Consider the following 19,510-nt stretch of genomic DNA (forward strand, 5'->3'; position numbering starts at 1 on the left):
GGTGAAAGGAATAGGGGATCTTATATCCAGGTAGAAAACAAGCGATTTACAGAAAATTGGCCTTATATGAGGCTATATACGGAAAGAAAAGGCCGATTTTCTGTTTTTTAAACCAGGCTTGGGAGTTGAGGTATTGAAAAAACAGATTTTTGAATGGGCATCGCATCAATCAGAAATTAAAAACATGAAAATTGCCTTGACGTCAATGAGCAGTTCTTTAACATTATCAAATAATCAGTTATACAGTCAAACATCATTTTAAATTTCAGAAAATTAGTAAGACCAGGTGATTACTGGTTTAGTCTTTTAAAAAACAGAAAATCGTAAGTTTACTTATACCCCTCCAGCTTATGCTTTCGCTTCTGCCAGTCCGGGAGCACTTTTTTCAGAAAATCATAAAACTTGCTGTCATGCTGAGGGTGCTTGATGTGACAAAGTTCATGAATTATTACATAATCGATACAGTAAACCGGATGTTTAATTAAATCTGGGTTAAGTAGAATGTTACCAGAGGTAGTGTAGCTACCCCAGCGCTTATCCATTTGATATACTTTCAGCTTTTTGGGCTTTCCGATTCCGTATTTCTGGACTATACCCAGGCAAACCATAAGCCGGTCCTGGAATTTTTTTTCTGCTTTTTCCCGGTACCAGGCATCTAATTGCGTTTTAACATAGTCGGCGTTCTCTTTCTTCCTGGAATGAATAACAAAGTAGCCTCTCTTTAATTTGACTGATTCCTGCACCTCATTCCCAACTTGTAATATCTTCAGCCGGTACTGCTTGCCTAAATACCAGTGGGTTTCCCCACTTATATATTCAAATTCCTGTTCCTCATTCTCAAAGCGGTCAAAATGTTTGATCTGTTTTGTGATCCATCGTCTCCGGTGTCTCACTTTATCATAAATTTTATCCAGGGAGCTGTCTTCCGGAGCTGTAACCCATACCGTCTGGTCTGGATATACAGCAATTTCCAAGGTTTCACGATTCGAGTAGCTCAGATTGAATTGAATAGTCTTGGTTCCATATTCAATAGTCTGAATATTATCGTGCACTAAAGGATTGCTTTGATTTGATGATGGTTTCTGCAATGCGTTCGATGGCATCGAAATCTCGTTTAAGGTCTAATTTTCTGAATAATTCAATCATATAGTCTTCAATGGCGATGAACATCTGGTTTTTGATATCCGGATTGGTTTCCCAATCCACAATCGTCAGGTTATCCATTATCTCATCCAATTCAAGCCCTGCTTTTGTGTATAATTCTTCTCGTTCTTCTTCATCTACAGGTAGGTAAGCTCCGTCAAACTTGTCTTCCAACTCTTCTTTCACACTATTGTAAAAGGACCGTGCTGTCGGATGTTCTTTAAGCTTATTCGGAGTGCCATCCCAGATCCCTTGTTTTACTCCCTGATTGATCTCCTTTACTTTATCCAGGTATTCTTTCTCTGAAATTCGATCATGTAAGAACTTTTCGATAGTCTCCTCAATCAAATCAGAGAACTTGCGGTATAATGCAGGATCTTCATCCATGCGCTCTTGTATCACCTTCTTGGTTTTACTGGCTATTTCATCCGCTTTGGAGGCATCAGAGCGTTCTTTTTGCTTGTTCTGCATCTCAAAGAAGTTATCACTGAATATATCTACTGGATCAACAATCTGGTCAATCCCCTCCGTGCCGACATAAGAGTCAATCAGTTTTTGGACCCGATCTTCATATTCCCGGTGGTCGATAGCTTCTCCGTAACGAATGCGTACCGACCTGCGAAGGTTTTCGAAGAATTTGAGGTCTTTTTTAAAAGTTAGGATGTCGGACTCATCGATGTAATCAAATAACTTGTCCGCAGAAAAAGCGGCCTGCAAGGTTCGGGCAAAATTGGAGAGTTTCTCATAAAACTCATCTCTTAAGTCATCATGCCGCAGATATTGCTCCATTTCTTCGTTATCAGAGGTGTCTTCACAGTCTTCAAACAACTTCCAAAGATCCTGGTGGAGTTTCGGCAGCTCTTCAGCTACTTCCTGTATAGGGGTAACCATGCCTTTTAGGTCTTCCTGTTCAAAACCACTAAGAGCTGAATAGGTATTGATTGCATCCGTGAGGGTTCCCAGAATACCTACATAGTCAATAATGAACCCATAATCTTTTCCTTCAAAAAGGCGGTTAACCCGTGCAATAGCCTGAAGTAGGTTGTGTTCTTCCAGGTAACGGGCCATATATAAGACCGTATTATTAGGGGCGTCAAAACCAGTAAGAAGTTTGTAGACCACAATTACTAACTCTACTTCCCGGCTGTCTGACTTAAAGAGATTAACCAGGCTTTTTTCATATTCTTCTTTGTTATTAAACCGGTCCATCATCTGTTGCCAGAATATCTGTACTTCATCGTTTGGATCATCGTAGGTATCATCGTGTCCTTCCCTGGTATCGGGTGGAGAGATGACCAATTCCGCATTAATTTGTCCCCGTTCCTTAAAATAGCGGTAATATCGAACGGCGGTTTTGCGATCCGGAACAGCCAGTTGCGCCTTATACTTAGTACCCTTTAAATTTTTCAGAAAATGATCAGTCACATCACGAGCAATTTCTTCAATGACCAGTTGTGCCGTAAGTATTTTGTTTAGCGTAGAAAACCTTCGTTTATAGTCTGCAACCTGATCCTCCGACATATCTTCCATATCCCGTTCAAACTCGCGGTCTAGCTTTTCCTTCCAGGTATCCAGCTTCGCTGCACGACCTTCATAAATGATTGGTACTACAGCTCCATCCTCAACGGCCTGATCCATGGAATACGAATCAATAATACCACCAAATTTATTGGCCGTATTCTTCTCATCTTTCATGAGCGGAGTTCCGGTAAAACCGAGGTAACAGGCATTAGGAAGAATTTTCTTCATTTGCGCATGCAATAACCCATACTGTGTTCGGTGCGACTCATCAATAAGTACAAAGATGTTGCGGGACTCATTAATTAGGTTCTTTTGGTTCAGCGTCGCCTTAAACTTGTTAATAATAGTGGATACATTTTCAGCACCCGGATCTTTAATGAGTTTAGCTAAGTGTTTACCACTTTTAGCTTTTGTGATACTCTTACCACAGCTTTTAAAGGTTTTATAAAGCTGATCGTCCAGATCCGTACGATCCGTCACCAGAAGCACGCGCTGGGAGGTAATGTCATCAGCCACGGCCAAATTCTTTGACATAAACACCATGGTAATAGACTTCCCACTACCTTGTGTATGCCAAATTACGCCACCTTTTCTGCTGCCATCCGATTCTGTTTGGCGTACCCGATTCATCATACGTTTTACCCCAAAGTATTGCTGATACCGGGCAACCTTCCGGGTGTTGTTATCAAAAACGGTGAAGTTGCGCGTCAGTTCAAGTAGGCGGTCAGGCCTGCACAAACTATATAAGTTTAAGTCCTGGGTAGTGGGCTGCCGCTCTTTAGCATTGGTTATCGGTTTTTCATAATAATGACTTCGTAACCTTGCCTTCCAGTCATCATTAATATCTGGCTGAGCTATCAACTCCCTTACGGTTTCTTTAATATCTTCCTCTTCTCGCCAAATCGACCAGAACTTCTTACTGGTTCCGGTAGCGGCATATGATAGTTCATTCACGCTGGAGGCAACGAGCATCTGTGTAAAATGAAAAAAACTGGGAACCTCTTCTTTTCCCTGATTGCGCAAATGTTGAGAGACTGCCTCGTCCAAAGCATGTTTCTTGTCCCGGCGTTTATTTTCAATAGCAACGAAGGGAATTCCATTCACAAACAACACAATGTCCACTCTGCGGACCTGCGTTTTGCCCTTGATCTCAAACTCATCGGTAACGTGATATACATTGTTACCGGGGTGTTCCCAGTCTATATAATTGAAAGGGAAGCTCTTTTTATCTCCTTTTACGACCTGTTCATAGCTTTTTCCCAACGTAAGCAGGTCATATACCTTTTCATTCGTCTTGACCAATCCCTCGTCGAGTTGCTGTTGCAAATCATATGCTGCCCGGCTAACAGCTGACTCAGGAAAGGGAAGGGTTTCTCCTTTATATTCGATTTGGTTGATGTTAGAAAGCTGTTCTTCCAAAATATCTGTGAGCACAAACCGGGTAAATAATCCATCCCGCATTTGAAGTGCTTTCTCCGGTGAGATGTAGGTATATCCCATCTTCTGGAGCAATCGAATTGCCGGAAGCTGGGAATCTTTGTCTTCAAGGTATGATGATTCACTCATACTGTTATTCTTTTGGTTTTATAAACAGTTGTTCACCTTTACTCAGGTAATAAGAATCTTTATTAGCGGAAGTGTTTTCAATCTTCCACAATTGTTGTAAAGTATCTAGTTCCTCATACCAGTATTTCATTCCCGCTTGCCAAGAGGTCCATATTCTTGGATCAATCCTACCTTTTGAATACCAAAGTCTTTCCTCAGCGCATAGGTTTAGGTAATCATTGAGCTTGCTATAAAGCTTTGGCTTATTCTCTCTAAGAAAGCCTAGGTCAACATTCTGATTATTGCTTTCAAGGGCCTTGATATCGTGTAACTTATCATTTAATTCATCATACCAATCATTAAACCGTATTAAAAGGGTATGATTAAATTCATCTTCAGCCAATTTATGTTGGCTTTTTGAATACTTATATGTGACCCACAGTCCAGCCCCACCAAGTATTATACCCTGAATTCCAAACTTTATTATCTCCAACCAAAATTCACTCATAAGTTGCTCCTATTACTACAAAACTATTTATTTAAAATTGTACTCCTAATTCGATTGATTTATACCAATCCATATGATATCAGTTTAGTGGTGGAAATATTTTTTTTAGTATATCAACAGCATCGTTTTCGTGCCCCTTCTTTTTAAGTCTCTTAATCACATCCTTACGATCTTTAAGGCGCCTAATTTTATCCTTTTTCCAATCTGGATCTATCCATGAATTTGTAAGACTAGATGTAAATTCATAGAAATAATCCTCTAAATTTTCTTTTGAAGAGTATTGAAACATGAAAGGGTTCACATAAAAGGTATCAAGAATTTTTTCTTCTAACTCAAAGGATCTTAATGGATAGTTATTGACTGCATTCCAGTATTTCATAAGCCTAATCAAAGGTTTGATCAGATAGTTATTTTCTTTGTTTGAAGTTACAAGGTTTGTTTCAAGTACTAATGGGCTTGTTCTAACCCAATCATTATAGGATGATGCCTTATCTGGTATTTTATATTCTACTGCTCTCCAAAAACTGGTTAAGGCTGGAACCAGCTCAAAGTGTATATGACTTAATGATAAAATGATAGTAGGATGTGATTGCTTGATCTCTGATCTGGAATATTTCATATCCGCAAACCTTCTTAGCTTATCCAGGTAAGTTTGAGGACGGTAACTGTCATCCTTGAAAACTATCATGTAATCGACATCAGAGTTACTATCCATTTTTCTTGGCATCATGGTATCTCTCTTAGAAGAGCCAAATTGAAAATGATCAGTTATCTCGGATCCAAAATATTGATTCAATCTATCAGAAAGTGTCGAAATAGACCTCTTTATATTTTGCTTCTCTTCATCTCTGACGATTGCTTTTTGGGCAATATGTGTCAAGTAACTATTGATGCTCATTATTCTTTAGTGTCTATTCGGTGCGTACTACGTCCTTCATCTATATCTTTCTTAGCTAGTTCGTAATCTTTTCTACTTATTGAAGGAGAGTTTTGATTTAAATCGTCTCTTATTTCGGCCAGCTCTTTAATCCTATCTTTGGCAAAACCTTCATCAAAACTTTTTCCTAGGTCAATCTCACGGAATATTCTGGTTTGATTTCTGAGCTTCAGATATTGATTGCCCGCACTTTTGTGAAGTTCGGATTTTTCAGATGGTTTAAGAAAGGTCAATGTTGTAGTCAGTGCCGTAGAAACAGCCGCAAGAATAATTGCAAGCACTGTTTCTTCTCCAATGTAGGCTCCTCCTGAAAGTGCAACAGCTAAGGCTGAAGGAAGCCCGATTGTATAATGATATCTTTTCCAACGGTTTCCAGCATTGAAGTGACTACGTGCTGAATGGTCAACATCTTCTTCTATACGGTGAGCTTCATCAATTATCCTATTTTTTTCTGTACTCATATTTACCCCCACACCTTTGCAGTTTCTGCATCGAAATATTTTACTTCTAATTTGTATCGTTTAGATCTCATACTCTTTATTGCTTCTACTTTTTCTACCACTCGCTTATTAGCCGGGGAATTAATGTCACCGTAAATACCTACATAAAGGGCAGGACACTTTCCTTCACCAATCCGCCTTGAGATATGCTCATCATTTTCTGAGAAAGAATATCCATACGTAAAAAAAATTAGCATTTTTGACCATAGTATTAGATACAAAAGAGCGGTAGGCTTTATGCAAATAGGCCGAGTGAACAATCTTGTCTAACTTTTTATCGGTTGTTCCTTCTGAGACAAATAATGGAAAATATCCGTTTTCAATAGAGAATCGGGCCTGTTCAGTAAGAGCAACCCCTGACTCTTTCCATGTATATTTTCTTAAATCACTTCCCTCGTCGTACAAATGCAAAGCTCCGTGTAAGTAATGTATGTTCTGTTGATGCGATTGAGTCTCACCTTGCCAGGTCACGTCTGGTGCAAAAATTGCCTCTGAATAATCTTCTTCGAATCCCAGAAAATCGTGATTAAATCCATCATTAAATTTCAATTCAATTTTTCTTGGATCATCTTCTTCCTCTTCATGCATAAACGCCCAATAAAGAAGTAGATCATAATTTAAAGTATACACACTGCAACGATTGCAGAGGTCATTGTTTAAAAAATGAGAAAGAAACCTCCGGCAGTGGCTGAATTCTTCATCTGTGATATCATTGGGTCTGGAGGGGTGATTATTTGCTACAGTATCTACTAAAAGATGCTTAAGGGCTAATACGTCTTCATTTAGCTGATCTACTACATTCTGAGATCCCCCATAAATAGGCGAAATTTGTGCAGCTCTTTCCAATGCATTGATCACGACCTCAAAGTCATGCGTATTAAGTTCTTTAAACACTTCTTCTACATGACTGCAGGTTGAAAAATCGGCCTGATTATAAAGGGTATTGTAATTGAATATATCCGGGCGACAGGCAATACTAAAGCCATTCCCTAGAATAAGGTGTCGCTTCTCGCCATTTGTTTCTTCAATGGCCTGATCGAATGATATGAGCTTACTCATGCTACCTCCAGATTGTTAACCCTCACTTTTCCAGTAAGTAGTTTCTGCATCAAGCCTTGCTTCTGCTTTTGATACTTTTTTTTCTTCTTAGAAAGCAGACTTATTTCTTTATCCACCTTGCTAAGTAATTCAGCTATGTTGGATTGCTCTTCCTGAGACCTTGGTATTCGAATTTCTTTTTTAAGAAAATCTTTCAAGTTGAAAGTCATTTTCTCTATATGAACTCCATAACTTGAAATGTAGCTTAGATGATAAAAGTAGGGTAGCTGTGAAATGTAGTCAAAGAAAGTCATATCTAATTCCACATCTTTCTTCTTTACTAATGTGTGATAGGAGTTCGATACATAAAGGTCTTCAAATTCAGGGGTTACTACCGCTGATGCCCCATGAACTATCTGCATGCGCGAAATAAGAAAATCACCAGTTTTTACTTTCTTTAGCTTCTTCGTTTTTATCTCACGACCGTAAAGATTCTCTCGGTGAAATATTCCACCAGACCGCCTCCTTACACTTATTAGCTCATATAATTTGTCATCATCCCACTCATCCATTCTTTTGACTTCTTTAAACAAGGATCCCAACTTCACCTCAACCCAATCTTCGCCTTCAAACTCTGGAAAGCGAACCTTGCCGGAAAGCAGCCGCTGCATAAGGCCTTTCTTATGCCGCTTCTTGGCTTGGATGAGCTTTTCAGTTTTGGTGATGGCTTCATCCCAGTTCTCAACTATATCGACGATCTTATTCTGTATTACTTTTGGAGGAAATGTAATAGGGAGCTTCAAAAAATCCTTTTGTGTAATATTTTTCATCGATCCACTAGTGCCCGTAGCAATACTTTTTAAATTATGACGCACCTCCGGAGATGTAAGCTTATAACTAAGCCACTTCATGTTAACTTTATCATGATTAATTCCTTCAGTAATCCAAATCCTATCTGGCAAAAATAAGTTGGGGTAATCTTTCTCTACGTAGGCAATTTCTCCGACTAGATCTGGAGTATTCATTCTACTTATTAATATTGAGCCGGCAATAGGGTTCTTTTTTGCTCTTTCTCTCTCTTCGTCATCTATAATGACCTTGTTCTCTTTTGAGATAAATCTTCCTTTGTTTAGTGAGCTTGTTTTCAAGACAGCAATTTCGTCTTTATTGGCTGGTCGATCCCCTGAATTCACGCTAATTCCTGCGGATAGATTATCAATCACAGAGTTCAATTTTTCTTCTGACCACTTTTCTGGAGCACTAAACCTTAAATCTTTCATAGACTAAATATTGAGTTCTTTTAAAAGTTCGGTCATTTCAGATTTTACGTCATCCAGCTCAGCTTCAAGTTCCCTGATCTCCTTTTGGGTTTTATTAATATCAACTTCAGCTTCCGGCTCAAAAGTATCAACATACCTTGGAATGTTCAGATTGTAATCATTCTCTTTGATTTCAGCGGGTAAAGCGACATAGGAAAACTTATCTTTTTCCTCCCAGGCTTCATAAGCAGAAACAATCTTTTCAATATCCTCTTTTCTGAGTTTATTCTGCCGGGTTCCTTTCTCAAAGTGATCCTCTCCGCTGGCATCAATAAAAAGCACATTTTCCTTTTCCTTGGCTTTGTTAAAGATCAGGATGGCTGCGGGGATGCCCGTTCCAAAGAACAGGTTCTCTGGCAAACCAATCACTGCTTCCAGCAAATTCTCTTTAATCAGCGCTTCCCGAATCCGGCCTTCCGCTCCGCTTCGAAACAACACGCCATGAGGTACAATCACCCCGACCTTCCCTTTCTTGTCTTTTGCCGTTTCAATCATGTGCTGAATAAATGCATAGTCAGCACGACTCTTTGGGGGAATACCACGATGATAGCGATTATAAGGATCATCCTTAGCATCTTCTTTGCCCCACTTATCCAGGCTGAAGGGAGGGTTGGCCACGACAATATCAAACTTCATGAGTTGGTCATCTTCGACCAGATCGGGACTATTCAGCGTGTCACACCAACGAATGTCAGCTGCATCCATGCCATGCAGAAACATATTCATTTTTGCCAGTGCCCAAGTGCTCCCGTTACTTTCCTGTCCATAAATTCGAAAGTTTTTCCCTTCCACCTCTTCGGCAACGGTGATAGCTAGTGATCCTGAACCAATGGCCGGGTCACAAATACGATCCCCAGCTTTTGGTTTAAGTAATTTGGCCAAAAGAGTAGAGACTTCATTTGGGGTATAAAATTCTCCTCCTTTTTTACCGGCATCCGAAGCAAAACGCTCAATCAGATACATATAGCCATTCCCAATAATATCTTCCGTTCCAATCACAGAAGGACGGAAGTTTAACTCCTTTTTATCGAAGTCATTGATCAGGTTTTTGAGTCGCCGGTTACGGTCTTTAGTTTTGCCAAGATTGCTCTCCGAATTAAAATCGACATTTCGGAATACCCCTTCCAATTTCTCGTAATTCGCCTCTTCAATTTTTTCCAATGCTTTGTTGATCTTGTCCCCAAGCTGCTCATCATTCTGATTGGCTACCAGATAATCAAATGAACATTTATCAGGCAATACAAAACGTTCTCGCTTCATACGGCGACGGATCAGCTCTTCGTCATCACCGTACTCTTCCTTGTATTGCTCGTAATGATCTTTCCATACATCACTCAGGTATTTCAGGAACAGAAATACCAAGATGTAGTTTTTATACTCTGATGGATCTACTACACCTCGAAAGGTGTCGCAGGCCGACCAAAGGGCGTTGTTAATTTCTTGTTGAGATGGTTTGTAGTTTGACATGTAATTGCGGTCTATTGTCTTGGTTTATAATTTCAACTGCAGAGTGGATGTCTGCTTTCGCACCCATCTGTTTAATTCTTTTCCAGTTTGTCAATTTGTTGCTGAAGGATCTCGTCTACGAGTTGCTCCTTTTTTGCTGCAATCTCTTTGTGGAGATAAATTTCTCTTCTTTTTAGGGCATCAATATTAGCAATCCTTTGTTGTTCATCCAGGGTGGGTAACACAACTTCCAACGCTTCCAGGGCTTTAATGGAAAGGTTGGGAACATTGGTTCCTGCGGCCATTTCTTTGAAGAAGTATTGTGCTCGCTTTGAATTCAGAAACCAGGCTAAGTATTCCGGAAGAATACTTTTCAAGTCAGGCTTCATCACTAAAAAGCTATTGATTGTTACTACTTTCCCAAGGTTGTCAGGTATCACAAAGGCATCTATGTTATATCCCTTGCTGATCATAATTACGTCACCAGCTTTTAGAAAATACCGGTCGTTTCTTGGGTCAAAATCACTGAGGGTTTGAAGTTTGTTTACTAATATCCCCTCGTATTTATCCACGTCGCTCATCTGTATGACTTTAGTATCTCCAGAAGGGTCGTGTTTGATCTTAGTTCGAAACGAATACCCAGTCGATATTTCAGCTATTTCTCTAAGTTTCATGTAGATTTTATGCAGTAAAGAGTTTCTGCACTTAATATAGTTGAGAAATTAAATTTACGCAAGTTTATTTGCGGTAAACATTTACTGCGCTTATATTTGATTGGCTATAAACTACATAAAATCAATAATTAAACTATATAAAATAACCCATGAGTTCTATCAAGGCTGAAATTCAATATCCTAAAAACTTCAATACTTATAGAATACATGCACTAAGTGGCCAGTTAAGCATAACCAGGGTTTCTTCCCATGAGGAAAAGGGAAATGAATTATATCTCTTAGAAGTAGATGACTTAGAGAATCAAAAAGATGAAGGAAAAAAGCTTAGGATAGAGGTTAGAAGAGAATTGATGGAAGAGATGGTCAATGTAATAACAGAACTATTTGAAGTGGAACCGGAAAGTCATTTTAAAACATCAGATGGTAAGACCTTTTATTTTCATAAACCCGAAACTAAGCAGATCGAGCTTTAATAGGCCAATAAATTGTACCCTAATTTGTACCCTCAAAATAGAGTGCGGATTGGATGGAGATCTGGTTACAAAAATTGGACTGTGGAAGAAAAGCTCGAAATAAGCAAAATAGGGCAGGAAAAAGAAAATGTTTGCCATATGTTGGTCAAGGTAAAAACAAAAGAGACCGTTAAGTATTGAAAATATATAACTTAACGGTCCTTAATAAGTACGCCCGGAAGGATTCGAACCCTCAGCCTTCTGATCCGAAGTCAGACGCTCTATCCGGTTGAGCTACGGGCGCATTTGAACACCGAACAAAGAACACTGGAGGGTGAACATTGAACGATTGTTTTTAAAAGGGCAACAAATATAAGAAGAGTAGGGCTCAGAAACAGCAAAAATCAGGTCTGAATTTATTAAAGAATCAGCATGGCATCGCCGAAGGAATAAAAGCGGTAATTCTCTTCAATAGCATGGTCATATACCCGCTTCATTTCACCATATCCCATGAATGCAGCTACCAGCATAAGTAAGGTGCTTTTGGGAAGGTGGAAATTTGTAATGAGAGCGTCTACGGCTTTAAAGGAGTAGCCAGGAGTAATAAAGATATCGGTTTCTCTGCTCCCGGGTGTGAAGGTTCGGTCTATTGTGGAAGCTGTTTCCAGCACTCGTATACTGGTGGTGCCCACGGCCGTAATATGTGTTGCCGAATTCAACTCTTTGCATGTGGATTCGGGAAGCTGAAACCACTCGCTGTGCATATTATGTTCGTCCAGATCTTCTGTTTTTACCGGGGCAAATGTACCCAGCCCCACATGCAAAGTGACTTCCGTTCTCTTTATCCCTCTATCTTTCAGTTTATCCAGCAGCTCATCCGTAAAATGGAGTCCGGCCGTTGGGGCGGCTTTACTTCCCAAATCTTTAGCATACACGGTTTGATACTCGTCTGATAAAGACTCGTCCTGCTCGATGTAAGGAGGGAAGGGGGTGTGTTTGTAGGGTTCCAGCTTTGGGTCGTCCATATCACAAGACAATACCAGGGTGCGAAGCCCGTCTTCTGCAATATTGACCACTTTCGCTTTAATGCCCGGGGCCAACTGAAGCTCTTTTCCGGCTTTAAACTTTTTGCCGGGCCTTACCATCGCCTCAATCGTGTTGTTATTGTTGACGGAGGTTACAAACAATTCTTTTTTTCCGTTGTCAAAAAGCAGTCGGCATTTTTCAACTTTGCTATTGTTGACCACCATGGTAGTATCGTCCGGCAGGTAATCGCCGATATTGTAGAAATAATCATCGGTGATGGTTTTGTCTTCCCGGTTATAAACCAGTAAGCGGGCATGGTCTCTGGGTTGAGCCGGGGACTGGGCGATGAGTTTTTCAGGAAGATGGTAGTCGAAATCAGAAAGGGTAAACTTCATGCCCAAAAAATCAGGTTAATCAACGATAATCTCAAAGAAATTATCCTGGTTGGGCTTGTACTTCACCCCGCTTATAACCTGTATAGTGCTGTCTTTCACAACATAAATTTTCAGACTATCGGTGATTTCGAAGCTCCCTGTCTGTGAGGTGAACGACTTTCCCAAAGCAAGGTAATCGGGATTTAGAGCAAACTTGCCGTTGGCATTGGTACGTGTAAAAGGAAAAGAACCCGGAAGAGCACTATCGGGCTTGTTCACCAGAAAAAGGCTTGTTGTCAGCAGATCCTGATTAGACCGGACTTCATAGCCGAGAATCCCATTGGTGAGTAGAGAATCGGGAACCTGAATCGCGTGTTCTCCGGCAGCCAGTGTATCTTCAAAAAACGTATTGTACACACTGTCAGAGCCATGCCGGAATAGTGACAATGAGTACAGGGCTTCAACCTGTACACTGAAATTAACCATGTAATTGGGAGCTGCAGGTTGTTGTGAAAAGCCGCCCGGATCAAATTTGTTCCGGATATGTATGTCAGCATTAGCAACTGCCTCACCATTTTCCAATACCACACCTTCTGCTTCCCGGTAAACCGGCGTGCTGTCATTATTAAAAAAACAGCCTGTAAATGTTAATGATATAATAATTAAAAGTAGCGTGGATGTATATCTCAAAACTAAACCTTTACCTTTGCCTTTAGCTTAACATTATCAATAATGCCGGCAACACCGATTCCGATTTCATCATGAAGTTCTTCCTGGGTACCGTGCTCTACTATACGATCGGGAATACCCATTATTTTAAGAGAGGGTTTTTCATCTTTCTCAGCGATGTACTCAGCAACAGCACTTCCGAATCCACCCATCCTTGAACCGTCTTCAAGTGTGATAATATGACTGTATTTGTCACAAACCTGATCAATTAATTCTGTATCAAGTGGTTTGGCGTAACGCATGTCATAATGCCCGATCTCAATTCCCTCTTTAGAAAGCTGATCAGCGGCTTCAAATACATATTTCCCAATCGGACCAAAGCTGAGTATGGCAATATCGTCACCTTTCCTGAGCTCTGTACCTTTGCCGATTTCCATCAGTTCAAAGCTTTCACGAACATTCATGCCGGTAGCCCTTCCTCGCGGGTAACGAATGGCCCAGGCGGCATCATCATATTTTGAAGCAGTATACATCATATCCCGCAGATCCTGCTCGTTCAGTGGGGAAGAAATAATCATATTGGGGATAGCCCGCATATAAGCGGTGTCGTAGGCCCCATGGTGAGTGGGGCCGTCAGCTCCTACAAGCCCGGCACGGTCAATACAAAATACAACCGGTAAGTTTTGGATGGCTACATCATGAACCAGCTGATCATAACCCCTCTGTAAGAAGGAAGAATAAATAGCACAAAAAGCTTTCTTTCCTTCGGCAGCTAATCCGGCGGCAAAAGTAACAGCATGTTGTTCAGCAATGCCAACATCGAACGCACGATCGGGAAATGTATTCATCATCGGCCATAAGCTTGACCCGCTGGGCATAGCCGGCGTCATACTTACAATTCGTTCATCTTTTTCAGCCAGTTCAACCAAAGCTTCTCCAAATACATCCTGATACTTTGGTATGGGGTTTGGTTTCGATGGTGCAGAAAGAGATTTTCCGGTGATCTTGTCAAAAGGGCTGCTGGAGGCATGCCATTTTGTTTGTTCCCGCTCTGCCGGGGCAAATCCTTTCCCTTTAACCGTAACGGTGTGGAGTAATTTAGGTCCCTTAACATCTTTAAGGTCTTCCAGCGTTTTGCGGAGTCCATCCACATCGTGTCCATCCACCGGACCGTAGTATTTAAATCCTAAGGAGCGAAAAAGAGAACCGGGGGTTAGTGCTGCGGTCATGGCTTTTTCAAGACGAGAAGCAATCTTGCGCATCTTCTCGCCGGCAGATTTAAAGTGCCCGAGCATGTCGTACACTTCATCCCGCATTTTATTGTAGGTTTTGCTGGTGGTGATATCTGCTAAATACTCTTTAAGGGCTCCCACATTCGGGTCAATCGACATATTGTTGTCGTTGAGGATCACCAGGATATCACTATTCATGGCCCCGGCATTATTCATCGCTTCAAAAGCGAGACCGGCCGTCATGGCTCCGTCACCTATAACAGCCACCACTTTTTTGTCGGATTGATCCAAATCGCGGGCCACAGCCATGCCTAAAGCAGCAGAAATTGAAGTGCTGGAATGACCTACTCCAAAGGTGTCATATTCACTTTCCGATCGTTTTGGAAACCCTGAAAGTCCGCCATATACCCGATTGGTATGAAACTGTTCTCTGCGGCCGGTTAAAATTTTATGTCCGTAGGCCTGGTGTCCAACATCCCACACCAAGAGGTCTTTGGGTGTATCATATACAAAATGGAGTGCGGTAGTCAGCTCAACTACACCAAGACTGGCCCCAAAATGCCCGCCATGAACAGAAACGATGTCAATGATATACTGGCGAAGCTCATCGCAAACATCCTGAAGCTGATCGGCCCCAAGCTTTTTTAAATCGGAAGGAGAATTAATCTGGGCGAGTAACTTTCCCGGTGTTGGCTGTTTCTGTTCCATAGGTTTTAAAAATTTACTGCGAATTCGCTTCGTTTACTTGTTCTATACGAAGTTCAGCTTGTTCTAAAATTTCGGTGCAAAACTGAGACATCTTCACGCCTTCCTCGTATAGCTTTACAGAATCTTCAAGTGTAATCTCTTCATCTTCAAGTTGTTCCACTATCGATTCCAATTTCTTTAAAGCCTCTTCGAAGCTAAGTCGTTCCTTTTCTGCCATTAAGATTTTTTCTACAGTGATTTGAATGCAGTTCAGCCCTCAAGGATACCGGTTTTTTAGGAAAAAGGCACAGTTTACTGTGATGTAAATGATGTTTTAGATGAAAAGGATGTTCAGAGATAGTGTTCAAGGCGATGAAACTTTAGCCTGTTATTTCCAAAGTTAATTAGTAGCCCTACTTCCAATTGGTAAGCTTCAAGGTAGTTCAAGGCTTGTGCAATATGAGCTTTTTCAAGTTGAAGAACGGCTTTAAGCTCTACCGATATCTTTTGTTCTACCAGTAAATCAACTCGTCTCATCCCTAATTGAACTCCCTTATACATAATCGGCATCGAAAACTCAGATTCATACTCAAGGCCACACTTACCTAATTCAATAGCTAAGGCCCGCTGGTAAATTTTCTCCTGAAACCCATTACCAAGTGTATTATGCACTTCCATAGCACATCCAATAATAGTTCTTGTCAGTTCGGTATACTTGTAAATTTTGTTAGTCATAAAAAAATTATCCTGTTAATCTAAATCATCACAGCAATCATAGTCACCAGTGGATGCGCTCTATGGACTTTCCATCCGATTCAAAAATGATGGCTCGTTCACGGCTGGTGAATAATAGGTGGGCGTCTGTTTGGTAAAGACGATTTAATGCCTCCCTGTGAGGATGCCGGAACCGGTTTCGTTCGGCCAGAGAAACAACAGCTATTTCGGGCGTGACTTGTTCAAGAAATGTTGTGCCCGAGCTTGTACGACTTCCATGATGACCAACCTTAAGAAGATCAGTGTCCAGCAAATGTTCATAAGCATGAACCAGTCGTTCTTCCTGTTCTTCGCCGGCATCTCCGGTAAATAGAAATTCGGACTCGCCGTAAATGACATTCAACACCAGGGAATGTTCATTTGGGTCGGCGTTATAAATGTGGCCATTGGGGCCAAGTACGAGAAACAGCATGGAAGGGTCGGGAGCAAGGGTATCTCCGGATACCAAAGATTTAACAGGAATCGACTTTTCTTGAGCTAACTTCAGGTATGATTGGTACAAGTTGGATTCGTAGCGATAGCCGGAATTGTAAATAACATCGACCGGGATGGATTCCATTAAATCGATAATACCCCCAATATGATCAGCGTGGGGATGGCTCAGAATGATAGCATCCAGCTTTCGAATACCTGCTGATTTAAGGTGAGGGATAATGACGGACTTGCCACTGTTATATCCGGGCGACCAGACGCCGGCATCAATCAGGATGTGTTTGCCGTTTGGGGTGTGAAGAAGGGCGGCATCACCCTGACCCACGTCAAAAAACGTGACCCGCAATGGAGCAGATTGTAGCTTTTCAATTGTGTTCAGAGATAAAATCAGGCAAGCCGTTGCAAGAAAGACAGCCGCCAGTTTCCAACGTAAGGCAGAAGTATACCAGGCAGCTATGCTCAAAATCAGAAATAGCCAGAGGAAAAAGATCAGGTTGCTGCTCAGGGAAGCTGTGGTCCATGCCCAATCCCATTCCGCGACCATGTTCACAAAGTCACTCATCCAGCCAAGAAAGATGTAAGAAGGGTAATTCAAGACAAATCCTGCTGAAGGAATTACAGCGGTGACAAAAAGTGCTACCAACGATAGCGGAACTACGACCCCAAGAAATGGTACAAAAAGTGCATTAGCTATCGGGCTTACCAAAGAAATTTCCCCAAAGTAATAGACCTGCAGAGGATACAACCCGAACTGTACGACAAGGGAAACGATGACGACCATCAGAGGTTTGCTATACCATCGAACCCGAACCCAATAAGGCAGCAGGTTTTGAATGACCGGAAGGATGAGCAATATAATCAGCACGGCTGAAAACGAAAGCTGAAAACCGATATCAAAAAGTTGCGAAGGATTGATGATCAAAAGAACCAGAGCCGCTGCAGCGGTAAGGTTGATGGAGTCATTAATTTTATGAAAGAGCTTGCCGTAGGTCAGAAAGCCGGCCATTACAGATGCTCTCATCACAGATGGGGAAAACCCGGTGATGCCGGCATAGCTGAATAGAATGAGAATCAGCAAAAGCAGCCCGACTTTTCTTCCATGTTTTTTGGTCCAGAAATAAGGAATGATAATCCAGAAGGGGGCAATGATGAACCCAACATGTAAGCCCGAAACCGCCATGATATGAGAAAGGCCGGCCCGGGCAAAAGCCATTTTTGACTCACTGTCTAATTCTTGTTTGTACCCAATCAGTAAGGCTTTAGCTATATGGGAAGTTTGGGTGTCAAAATTTTTATCAACAAGCTTTAAGGCTCTTTCTCTCCACCAAACCCACTCAGCGCGCTTAGTGTTTGGTTGTAGGTGGTGAAGGCTGTCGAGCTTGATTTGAACAGATATTCCACGGGATTGAAGGTAGGCTTTGTAATCAAAATCCAGCGGATTTCGCTTCTCGGAAATAGGGACGATGGTTCCTGAAAAGCGTACCTGATCTCCAAGGGTAACATTTCCAGCTGCCTCATCGGCCAGAACTCTTGTTGTGTATGGATAGTCAGAATTCAACTGATGGATTTCAGTTTCTGATACAGATAAATCCCAACGCTCTTTACCGGATGAAGTGGTGGAAATAGAAATTACAGACCCGGTTATACTGATGGGTTCCCAGTCGGAGATCTGTATCAATTTTATAATCAGAGGAGACCCCTGGGCGGAATGAAGGGCACTCCTCAATATTCCAAAAGAGATGATTAGCATGAGAAACAGAGAGATTCCCAATTTGGAAAAAACAACAGATGATGACAGGTGAACCTTCCACTCAACCAAGCAAAACATAAGGCAAATCAGAGCAAAAAGAATGATTGAGAGGGGCAGGGCAGGGTGATGGTATTCATGGATAAGGATCCCGGCCATCATCAGTAAAACAATTCTTACAGATGGGTATCGGCTAAAGGGAAATTGGTATGTTGTTCGGGCTCCCATGTAAGTAAGAGCGATAAATCACCCATTCCTTACAAAAAATTTAGTGGCTGAAATAAAAAAGCCTGACCAATTGGTCAGGCTTTAGGTAAAAAATATCAGGTAACGTAATTAGTTCTCTGTAGGAACCAGCCTGTAAATGCCATCTCCTTCCGCGGAGAAATAAATGTATCCATCCGGTCCCTGTTCAACGGCGCGGATTCTCCCGGTTCCTTCAACCAGTTTTTGTTCACTAACAACTTCGCTCCCATCCAAATCCAGGTGGGCGATATAGGCAAACTTCAAAGAACCGATGAGAAGATCTCCCTCCCAGCCGGGATACTTATCACTGGTAATAAAAGCCATTCCCGATGGAGCAATTGATGGATCCCAATAGGTGATGGGCTGTTCCATGCCTTCGCGAGCAGTATCTTCGGCAAACTCGGTTCCGTCATAATTAATACCATAGCTGATTACAGGCCATCCATAGTTATTGCCCGGCTCAATTATATTAACTTCATCTCCGCCACGGGGGCCATGCTCATGTGCCCAAACTAATCCGGTTTCTGGGTGAACGGCCATGCCCTGAGGGTTCCTGTGCCCGTATGTGTACATAGCATCAAGGCCGTCTTTGCCTACAAAAGGATTGTCGGAAGGAACAGAGCCATCTGCATTCAGACGGTAAATTTTACCACCGTCACGATTAATATCTTGTGGTAACTCGCTACGATTTCCGCGATCTCCGATGGAGAAAAACAGGTAGCCGTTATCATCAAAAACTATGCGGCTTCCATAATGTTGGCCGCGTCGGGAGTTTGGTGTCCCTTTATAAATCTCTTCAATGGAAGTAAGGCTGTTTCCATCCAATTTTGCACGGATGATTTTTGTATTACTTCCGGAACCTTCACCATCGCTGGATGCATAGGAAAAGTAAATCCAACCGTTTTCTTCGTAGTTTGGGTGAGTTTCCACATCCAGAAATCCACCCTGCCCGTTTACGTCAAGGTCAGAGGGGATGCCTTCGGTAATTTCAGCTGCAATCTCCCCATTGCTAATGTGGAATAAGGTACCACCTTTCTCAGTTACCAGCATATCGCCGTTTGGGAGAAAGCCGATTCCCCAGCCAATGCGAATACCTTCTGCAACTAATTCAGCTTCAACGCTGAGGTCTGAGGCGGGCGGGGTTTTAGTATCGCTGGTTTGGCTGTTACACCCGGTAGAAAAAACAAGCAGTGCAACAACGGGCAGTAATTTTTGGATGCATTTTTTGAAAATCATAATA

18 protein-coding genes and 1 tRNA gene are annotated in these 19,510 nt (G+C 41.7%); 1 reads left to right on the forward strand and 18 read right to left on the reverse strand.

Features of this window, described 5'->3' with window-relative positions; translation table 11 throughout:
- Positions 1-329: 329 nt before the first annotated feature.
- The 10 genes from ABFW99_RS07740 to ABFW99_RS07785 all read right to left on the reverse strand — a co-directional run bounded on the left by ABFW99_RS07740 (position 330) and on the right by ABFW99_RS07785 (position 10,631).
- Entirely contained in the window at positions 330-1,052 is a 723-nt protein-coding gene (locus ABFW99_RS07740; RefSeq protein ID WP_349354941.1) for a M48 family metallopeptidase, read from the reverse strand.
- The gene (locus tag ABFW99_RS07745) at positions 1,042-4,230 is read right to left on the reverse strand and encodes a type I restriction endonuclease subunit R (protein WP_349354942.1); all 3,189 of its coding nucleotides are present in this window, start codon (positions 4,228-4,230) and stop codon (positions 1,042-1,044) included. Before ABFW99_RS07745 ends, ABFW99_RS07740 begins: the two co-directional genes overlap by 11 nt.
- Before the next feature lie 4 nt (positions 4,231-4,234).
- On the reverse strand, positions 4,235-4,717 hold the full coding sequence (locus ABFW99_RS07750) for a hypothetical protein (RefSeq protein WP_349354943.1): 483 nt from the start codon (positions 4,715-4,717) through the stop codon (positions 4,235-4,237).
- A 79-nt stretch (positions 4,718-4,796) separates the two neighbouring features.
- Positions 4,797-5,615, reverse strand: coding sequence for an SMODS domain-containing nucleotidyltransferase (locus ABFW99_RS07755; RefSeq protein WP_349354944.1), 819 nt, complete (start codon positions 5,613-5,615; stop codon positions 4,797-4,799).
- The gene (locus tag ABFW99_RS07760; protein WP_349354945.1) at positions 5,615-6,115 is read right to left on the reverse strand and encodes an SLATT domain-containing protein; all 501 of its coding nucleotides are present in this window, start codon (positions 6,113-6,115) and stop codon (positions 5,615-5,617) included. Before ABFW99_RS07760 ends, ABFW99_RS07755 begins: the two co-directional genes overlap by 1 nt.
- A 2-nt stretch (positions 6,116-6,117) precedes the next feature.
- Entirely contained in the window at positions 6,118-6,351 is a 234-nt protein-coding gene (locus tag ABFW99_RS07765) for a DUF4917 family protein (protein ID WP_440707463.1), read from the reverse strand.
- Positions 6,308-7,213: a DUF4917 family protein gene (locus ABFW99_RS07770; RefSeq protein ID WP_349354946.1), complete on the reverse strand. Its 906-nt coding sequence runs from the start codon at positions 7,211-7,213 to the stop codon at positions 6,308-6,310. The genes ABFW99_RS07765 and ABFW99_RS07770 overlap by 44 nt, the downstream gene beginning before the upstream one ends.
- Positions 7,210-8,472 (reverse strand): restriction endonuclease subunit S, encoded by a 1,263-nt coding sequence (locus ABFW99_RS07775; RefSeq protein WP_349354947.1) that lies wholly within the window; start codon positions 8,470-8,472, stop codon positions 7,210-7,212. The genes ABFW99_RS07770 and ABFW99_RS07775 overlap by 4 nt, the downstream gene beginning before the upstream one ends.
- A 3-nt stretch (positions 8,473-8,475) precedes the next feature.
- Positions 8,476-9,978, reverse strand: coding sequence for a type I restriction-modification system subunit M (locus ABFW99_RS07780; RefSeq protein ID WP_349354948.1), 1,503 nt, complete (start codon positions 9,976-9,978; stop codon positions 8,476-8,478).
- A 71-nt stretch (positions 9,979-10,049) separates the two neighbouring features.
- The gene (locus tag ABFW99_RS07785) at positions 10,050-10,631 is read right to left on the reverse strand and encodes a restriction endonuclease subunit S (RefSeq protein ID WP_349354949.1); all 582 of its coding nucleotides are present in this window, start codon (positions 10,629-10,631) and stop codon (positions 10,050-10,052) included.
- Positions 10,632-10,780: 149 nt separating this feature from the next.
- On the opposite strand from ABFW99_RS07785, the gene ABFW99_RS07790 reads away from it, so the two are divergent.
- Positions 10,781-11,104, forward strand: a complete 324-nt coding sequence (locus ABFW99_RS07790; RefSeq protein WP_349354950.1) for a hypothetical protein — start codon at positions 10,781-10,783, stop codon at positions 11,102-11,104.
- A 209-nt stretch (positions 11,105-11,313) separates the two neighbouring features.
- Here ABFW99_RS07790 and ABFW99_RS07795 read toward each other — a convergent pair.
- The 8 genes from ABFW99_RS07795 to ABFW99_RS07830 form a co-directional block, all read right to left on the reverse strand.
- Positions 11,314-11,387: transfer RNA gene (locus tag ABFW99_RS07795), tRNA-Arg, on the reverse strand.
- Between the two features lie 115 nt (positions 11,388-11,502).
- The gene (gene queA, locus ABFW99_RS07800; RefSeq protein WP_349354951.1) at positions 11,503-12,504 is read right to left on the reverse strand and encodes a tRNA preQ1(34) S-adenosylmethionine ribosyltransferase-isomerase QueA; all 1,002 of its coding nucleotides are present in this window, start codon (positions 12,502-12,504) and stop codon (positions 11,503-11,505) included.
- A 15-nt stretch (positions 12,505-12,519) separates the two neighbouring features.
- Positions 12,520-13,173, reverse strand: a complete 654-nt coding sequence (locus ABFW99_RS07805) for a hypothetical protein (protein ID WP_349354952.1) — start codon at positions 13,171-13,173, stop codon at positions 12,520-12,522.
- Positions 13,174-13,175: 2 nt separating this feature from the next.
- A complete protein-coding gene (gene dxs / locus ABFW99_RS07810; RefSeq protein WP_349354953.1) occupies positions 13,176-15,092 on the reverse strand; it encodes a 1-deoxy-D-xylulose-5-phosphate synthase in 1,917 nt (638 codons plus the stop codon).
- A gap of 13 nt (positions 15,093-15,105) precedes the next feature.
- Positions 15,106-15,309: an exodeoxyribonuclease VII small subunit gene (gene xseB, locus ABFW99_RS07815; protein ID WP_349354954.1), complete on the reverse strand. Its 204-nt coding sequence runs from the start codon at positions 15,307-15,309 to the stop codon at positions 15,106-15,108.
- A 113-nt stretch (positions 15,310-15,422) separates the two neighbouring features.
- Positions 15,423-15,806 carry a GxxExxY protein gene (locus tag ABFW99_RS07820; protein ID WP_349354955.1) on the reverse strand — a complete coding sequence of 128 codons (384 nt, stop codon included), beginning with the start codon at positions 15,804-15,806 and terminating at the stop codon, positions 15,423-15,425.
- A gap of 43 nt (positions 15,807-15,849) precedes the next feature.
- Complete coding sequence (locus ABFW99_RS07825; protein ID WP_440707464.1) at positions 15,850-18,186, reverse strand: DNA internalization-related competence protein ComEC/Rec2; 2,337 nt, start codon at positions 18,184-18,186, stop codon at positions 15,850-15,852.
- Positions 18,187-18,360: 174 nt separating this feature from the next.
- A complete protein-coding gene (locus tag ABFW99_RS07830; protein ID WP_349354957.1) occupies positions 18,361-19,506 on the reverse strand; it encodes a PQQ-dependent sugar dehydrogenase in 1,146 nt (381 codons plus the stop codon).
- Positions 19,507-19,510: the final 4 nt, after the last annotated feature.

Origin of the sequence: Gracilimonas sp. BCB1 (assembly GCF_040117685.2) — a bacterium.
GTDB lineage: Bacteria > Bacteroidota > Rhodothermia > Balneolales > Balneolaceae > Gracilimonas.

Coding starts and splice junctions, on each gene's coding strand:
- ABFW99_RS07775 (WP_349354947.1), bottom strand. CDS start 8,472: ATGAAAGATTTAAGGTTTAGTGCTCCAGAAAAGTGGTCAGAAGAAAAA.
- ABFW99_RS07785 (WP_349354949.1), bottom strand. CDS start 10,631: ATGAAACTTAGAGAAATAGCTGAAATATCGACTGGGTATTCGTTTCGA.
- ABFW99_RS07745 (WP_349354942.1), bottom strand. CDS start 4,230: ATGAGTGAATCATCATACCTTGAAGACAAAGATTCCCAGCTTCCGGCA.
- ABFW99_RS07820 (WP_349354955.1), bottom strand. CDS start 15,806: ATGACTAACAAAATTTACAAGTATACCGAACTGACAAGAACTATTATT.
- ABFW99_RS07755 (WP_349354944.1), bottom strand. CDS start 5,615: ATGAGCATCAATAGTTACTTGACACATATTGCCCAAAAAGCAATCGTC.
- xseB (WP_349354954.1), bottom strand. CDS start 15,309: ATGGCAGAAAAGGAACGACTTAGCTTCGAAGAGGCTTTAAAGAAATTG.
- ABFW99_RS07825 (WP_440707464.1), bottom strand. CDS start 18,186: ATGATGGCCGGGATCCTTATCCATGAATACCATCACCCTGCCCTGCCC.
- ABFW99_RS07790 (WP_349354950.1), top strand. CDS start 10,781: ATGAGTTCTATCAAGGCTGAAATTCAATATCCTAAAAACTTCAATACT.
- ABFW99_RS07780 (WP_349354948.1), bottom strand. CDS start 9,978: ATGTCAAACTACAAACCATCTCAACAAGAAATTAACAACGCCCTTTGG.
- dxs (WP_349354953.1), bottom strand. CDS start 15,092: ATGGAACAGAAACAGCCAACACCGGGAAAGTTACTCGCCCAGATTAAT.
- ABFW99_RS07765 (WP_440707463.1), bottom strand. CDS start 6,351: ATGCTAATTTTTTTTACGTATGGATATTCTTTCTCAGAAAATGATGAG.
- ABFW99_RS07760 (WP_349354945.1), bottom strand. CDS start 6,115: ATGAGTACAGAAAAAAATAGGATAATTGATGAAGCTCACCGTATAGAA.
- ABFW99_RS07750 (WP_349354943.1), bottom strand. CDS start 4,717: ATGAGTGAATTTTGGTTGGAGATAATAAAGTTTGGAATTCAGGGTATA.
- ABFW99_RS07770 (WP_349354946.1), bottom strand. CDS start 7,213: ATGAGTAAGCTCATATCATTCGATCAGGCCATTGAAGAAACAAATGGC.
- ABFW99_RS07830 (WP_349354957.1), bottom strand. CDS start 19,506: ATGATTTTCAAAAAATGCATCCAAAAATTACTGCCCGTTGTTGCACTG.
- queA (WP_349354951.1), bottom strand. CDS start 12,504: ATGAAGTTTACCCTTTCTGATTTCGACTACCATCTTCCTGAAAAACTC.